Below are 5,376 nucleotides of genomic sequence, written 5' to 3'. Positions count from 1 at the left end.
CAGGTGCGGGAAGGACAGGCGCGGGGCGGACAGGTGCAGGTCCGACGCGGCGTAGAAGTCGCGGATCTCGGCGCAGACCCGGTCGACCTGCTCCTCGGTGAGGTCCGGGTACAGCGGCAGCGCCAGGGCGTGCCCGCACGCGGCCTCGGCGTTGGGGAAGTCTCCGGGCGCGTGCCCGAGGTGCGCGAAGCACGGCTGCAGGTGCGGCGGCAGCGGGTAGCGGGTCTCGGTCCCGACGCCGCGCGCGGCCAGGTGCTCGGCCAGCTCGTCGCGGCGGGCGAACTCGGCGACGTAGGCGCGGGCGACCCCGCGCACGGCCTCGGCCCTGGGCCGCACCTCGGGGAGCTTGCGCACGCCGGGGACGCCGGTGAGCCGGGCGGTGTAGCGCGCGGCCAGCTCGGCGCGGCGGCGGATGTCCTGCTCCAGGCGGCCGAGCTTGGCCAGCAGCACGGCGGCCTGGACGTCGTCCATCCTGCTGCTGAGCCCCGGCAGCGCGGCGGCGGGGTCGACCGCCGGGGGGCTGCCCGCGGCGGCTCCGGGGCGGCCGTGGTGGCGCAGCGCGGAGACGACCTCGGCGACGCGGGGGTCGTCGGGGATGACCGCGCCCGCGTCGCCGAGCGCGCCGAGGGTCCCGGTGGGGAAGAAGGAGAGCACGCCGCCGAAGCCATGCAGGCCCGCGTGCCTGCCGCCGTACCGCATCCCGATCGCCTCGGCGCTGTCCTCGACCACGGCCAGGCCCAGCCGGTCGGCGACCTCGCGCACGCCGGTCAGGTCGGCGGTGTGGTGGAACGGGTGGGCGGGCACGACGAACCGGGTGCGCGGCGTGGCGACGGCGGCGACCGAGGCGGGGCTGATGCCGTAGCCGTCCGGCTCGACGTCGGCGAAGACCGGCGTGCCGCCCGCGAGGACCACGCAGGCCGCGGTGGCGGCGGAGGGGAACGCGGGGACGACCACCTCGTCGCCCGCGCCGAGGCCGCAGGCGCGCAGCAGCAGGACGAGGGCGTCGGTGCCGCTGTTCACGCCGATCACGTGCCGCGCCCCGGTGTGCTCGGCGAGCGCGCGCTCCAATTCGACCACCTTGCGGCCGTGCGAGTACTCGCCGTTCTCCACGACGTCCTCGACGTGGTGCCGCGTCACCGGCCACAATCGTGAAAAAGTCGCGGATTGTGTGAAGAATGGGACCGGCAGGGGTGTCCACCTCCGCTGTCGAAGCACGCGGCGCAGCGTAGGGCAGTCGCGGAGAAGAACTCCCCGAGTTCGGTGCGTTCACTCTTCCTGGTCAATTAATGGGCACTAAGTTGACAATTGAGCCCCGTTGTCGAGAACGTCTGCGCCCGAATGGCCCGGCTCTTCGCCGGGTCGCGGGGACTGCGGCAGACGGGGCGGACGTGCGGACACTGGTGATCGGGTTGGGCAGGGCGGGCGCCGAGCTGCACCTGCCGGTGCTGGCGAGGGCTCGGGCCGCGGCGCCCGGCCTGTTCTCCGCCGAGCCGGTGGTGGCCTGCGACCCGCGCCGCGTGCTCGCCGACCGGCCGGGTCTGGTGACCACCGCGACCGCCGCCGAGGCCGCGAAGCTGCTCGACCCGGCGCGCACCGCGGTGCACGTGTGCACCCCGCCGACCACCCGGCCCGAGGTCATCGGCGAGATCGCCGAGCTGGGCTTCCGGAACCTGGTGGTGGAGAAGCCGCTGGCCTCGGGCACCGACGACCTGGCGCGCATCGCCCGGCTGCGGCGCAGGCACGGTCTGCGCATCGCCGTGGTCGAGCCGTGGCAGATGAGCTCGCTGACCGCCCGGCTCACCGAGCTGGTGCGCGGCGGGGAGCTGGGCGAGGCGCGCTCGGTGTCGATCGTGCAGAACAAGCCGCGCTTCCGCCGCTCGCTCACCGCCCCGAGCCACCCGACCGCGTTCGACGTGGAGCTGCCGCACGGGGTCGGCCTGGCGCTGCGGCTGGCGGGCAGCGCGCGGGTCACCCACGCGGCGGGCTCGGACCTGGCGTTCGGCGACGTGGTGGTGCCCAGGATGGGCGGGGCGCGACTGGGGCTGCGGCACAACAGCGGGGTGCGCGCGGAGATCAGCTCCGACCTGACCTCGCCGGTGCGCGAGCGGCGGGTGACGGTGGAGTTCGAGCGCGGGCGGGCCGTGGGGCACTACGCGGTGAGCGGCGACGACGACCACTCGCAGCTGACCGTGACCGGGAACGGGCGGCGCGAGCACACCGTGCTGCGGGACGACTCGCTGACCGAGTGGGTGCTGCGCGCCTACCGGCTGTTCCGGGGCACCGGCGACCCGCACTCGCAGGGCTTCGCGTTCGCGGGGGACGTGGTGCGGCTGCTGTCGGTGGCGAAGAACATCAGCGCCGAGCCGGTCGTCCCGGCGGCGCGCGCCGAGAGCAGGACGCCGACCGGTGCGCGCTGACGGCGCGGGGGCGGCGCCGGGCCTGGCGGCCGGGGTCGGCGCGGGGACGCTCGCCGGGATCACCGACCGGGCCGCGTCCGACCTGCCCGGCCAGCTCGCCGTGCTGGCGGAGCTGGGCTGGTCGGCGATCGAGCTGCGCGCGGTGGGCGGCGTCGCGGTGGCGGACCTGGGCGACGAGGCGTTCGCGGGGGTGGTCGCCGCGCTGGGTGAGGCCGGGGTGCGGGCGGTGTGCCTCGACTCGCGGATCGGCGACCGGACGAGGCCGGTCACCGGGCCGTTCGAGCAGGACCTGGCGGAGCTGGAGGTGCTGCTGCGGCGGTGCGCCGAGCTGGGCACCCGGTACGTGCGGATCGCGTCCTACCCCAACGACGGTCTCGCCGAGCCGCTGTGGCGGGCGCGGGTGCTGTCGCGGGTGCGGGAGCTGGCGGTGCGCGCGGAGGTCGCGGGAGTGGTGCTGCTGCACGAGAACTGCTCCGGCTGGGCGGGCACGAGCGCGGAGCGGGCGCTCGAACTGCTGTCCGAGGTGGGCAGTCCGGCGCTGGGGCTGCTGTTCGACACCGGGAACCCCGTCGTGCACGGGTACGACGGGCTCGCGGCACTGGAGCTGCTCGCCCCGCACGTCGAGCACGTGCACGTGAAGGACGTGGTGGGAGGGGGGTTCGTGGAGCCGGGGACCGGGGACGCGCGCGTCGCCGAGTGCGTGGAGCTGTTGCGCGCCAGGGGTTATCGGGGCGCGTGGTCGCTGGAGCCGCACGTGGCGGCGCGCCCGCACGAGGAGTCGGCCGAGCTGCCGGAGGGCGCGTCGGCCGCGTTCGTCTCGGCGGGCCGGGCGATGTCCCGGCTGCTGCGATGACCGCCGGGGAGCGGGACCTGGGCGGGAACAGGTTCAGCGGGAACGGGGTCGGTGGCGGCGCGGGGTGGCAGTCCCCCGGTTCAGGGGTCGGCGCGGGCCCGGACTCCCCGGTTCCCAGGTGGGCCGCGCCCGCCCCGGGCGTTTGGGTGGGGTGTGGGGGGCAAGGACGCCGGTGGAGGTCGGACTGGACCGGTCCCTCCCCGGCGAGCGCGGGTGCGGACCGGGCCGACGGGGGCCTGGCCGCGCTCGCCATCGTGGACGAGGTCCAGGCGCCGGAGGCGGTGCGCATGGTCTGAGCCTGCACACGGGGAACTTCGACCCGCTCCCGCGCGGCAACGCGGGGGCGGGTTTTTCCTTGCCCCGACAAGGGTTTTCCTTGCCAGGCCCAGGCCGCCGCCGAGCGCCGCAGGGCGGTGAACCCCCGCGGCGCAGCGGTTTTCCCGAGACGGCGCGGGCTAGTCGACGTCCAGCACGGCCTTGCCGCGCAGCCGCCCGTCCAGCAGCGCCGCCACCGCCTCGTCGGCCCGCGCCCACGAGCCGCGCCAGGCCACGCCCGCGTCCAGCTCGCCCGACGCGACCCGCGCGGCCAGCCAGCCCAGGTCCTCGTCGAGTCCGGGGCCGCTGGCGGGCAGGAAGAAGGTCGCGATGACCCGGTCCGGTTGGAAGGTCCCCTCGAGGGCCGCGCTGTCGAACACCGACTCGCCGCCGGAGGCCCTGCCGACCGAGACGAGCGTGCCGCCGGGCCGGAGCAGGGCGTGCGCGGCCACCAGGACGGGTCCGCCGACCAGCTCCACGACGCCGTGCACCGGCCCGGTGGCCAGGTCCGGGCCGACCACCTCGTGGGCGCCGAGCGCGCGCAGCCCCTCGGCGTGCGCGACCGGGTCCGAGGTCACCGCGACGACGTGCGCGCCCGCGCGGCGGGCGAGCTGGAGGGCGTAGCGGCCGACGCCGCCGGTCGCGCCGGTGACCAGCACCCGGCGGGCCAGCAGCGGGCCGAGGCGGTGCAGCGCGCGCAGTGCGCTGCCCGCCGCGACCGGGACGGTGGCGGCGGGGCCGAGGTCCGCGCCCTCGGGGACGGGGCCGAGGTGGGCGGTGTCGACGGCGCGCAGCTCGGCCCAGGCCCCGGCGAGCCCGAGGGTGACCACGGGCGTGCCCTCGGCGGGCCCCGAGCCCTCCACGGCGGCGCGGACCACGAAGCCCCCCGCGTCCCAGCCGGGCACGGCGCCGTCGGGCAGGTCGGCGAGTCCGGCGCGCTCGCCGGGGTTGAGGGAGGTCGCGGCGACCCGCACGAGCGCCTGGCCGGGCGTGGGCGCGGGGTCGGGGGCCTGCCCCGGGCGCAGGTGGCGCGGGGCGGAGTGGTCGACGAGCAGTGCGCGCACTTCGGGGTCCTCCTCGGGAGGGAGCGGGGTCCCGGCCGACCCTAGCCCATGAATGCCACCCAGTGGCACAAGCCACCGAGGGGCTTGTCGGACGCGCCCGATCCCCGCCTTAGACTCGCCCCGTGGAGACGCTGCGCGAGCGCAAGAAGCACCGCACCCGCGAGGCGCTGATCGCGACCGCGCTGGAGGTGTTCACCGACCGGGGCTTCGCGGCGACGACCCTGGACGAGCTGTGCGCGCGCGTCGAGGTGTCCAAGCGGACCTTCTTCCGGTACTTCGCGGGCAAGGAGGACGTGGCCATGGCGCCCGTCCACGACATGTGGCGCGCGTTCCTGGCCCGCCTGGCGCGGGACGAGGGGCGCGGGAAGGTCGTGGACCTGCTGCAGGAGGCCCTGGTCGCCACCCTGGCGGACATGCCGGACGACGGCTGGGCCGACCGGCTCCTGCTGAGCAGGCAGCTGGCCGCCCGCACCCCGTCGATGGACGCGCACGGCCTGTACTTCTGCGACCGCACCAGCCTGGCCGCGCTGGAAGTCCTGCACGGCCGCACCGGCCTGGCGCCGGACGACCTGCGGCTGCGGCTGGCGGTGGACGTGCTGATGGCGGCGTTCCAGCGGGCGCAGGAGCGCTGGGCGGGGCTGCCGGGGTCGCCGGGCAAGGCGGAGCTGGTCGGGTGCGCGCGCGAGGCGTTCGCCGCGGTGCCCGGCATCTTCGCGATCGCCGTGGG

5 protein-coding genes are annotated in these 5,376 nt (G+C 76.5%); 3 read left to right on the top strand and 2 right to left on the bottom strand.

The window, feature by feature from the left end; translation table 11 throughout:
- A partial coding sequence (locus tag ACTUAL_RS02805; protein WP_440899161.1) for a DegT/DnrJ/EryC1/StrS family aminotransferase occupies positions 1-1,137 on the bottom strand: 1,137 nt, incomplete at its 3' end.
- Positions 1,138-1,388: 251 nt separating this feature from the next.
- On the opposite strand from ACTUAL_RS02805, the gene ACTUAL_RS02800 reads away from it, so the two are divergent.
- Positions 1,389-2,417 (top strand): Gfo/Idh/MocA family oxidoreductase, encoded by a 1,029-nt coding sequence (locus ACTUAL_RS02800; protein ID WP_232519909.1) that lies wholly within the window; start codon positions 1,389-1,391, stop codon positions 2,415-2,417.
- On the top strand, positions 2,407-3,270 hold the full coding sequence (locus ACTUAL_RS02795) for a sugar phosphate isomerase/epimerase family protein (RefSeq protein WP_440899160.1): 864 nt from the start codon (positions 2,407-2,409) through the stop codon (positions 3,268-3,270). Before ACTUAL_RS02800 ends, ACTUAL_RS02795 begins: the two co-directional genes overlap by 11 nt.
- 455 nt (positions 3,271-3,725) lie before the next feature.
- Here ACTUAL_RS02795 and ACTUAL_RS02790 read toward each other — a convergent pair whose 3' ends face one another.
- Positions 3,726-4,649: a zinc-binding dehydrogenase gene (locus ACTUAL_RS02790; protein WP_440899159.1), complete on the bottom strand. Its 924-nt coding sequence runs from the start codon at positions 4,647-4,649 to the stop codon at positions 3,726-3,728.
- Between the two features lie 122 nt (positions 4,650-4,771).
- On the opposite strand from ACTUAL_RS02790, the gene ACTUAL_RS02785 reads away from it, so the two are divergent.
- A partial coding sequence (locus ACTUAL_RS02785) for a TetR/AcrR family transcriptional regulator (protein WP_440899158.1) occupies positions 4,772-5,376 on the top strand: 605 nt, incomplete at its 3' end.

Source organism: Actinosynnema sp. (assembly GCF_052038725.1).
The sequence above is the reverse complement of the archived record's forward strand: the minus strand, read 5'-3'. Positions and strand labels throughout refer to the sequence as shown.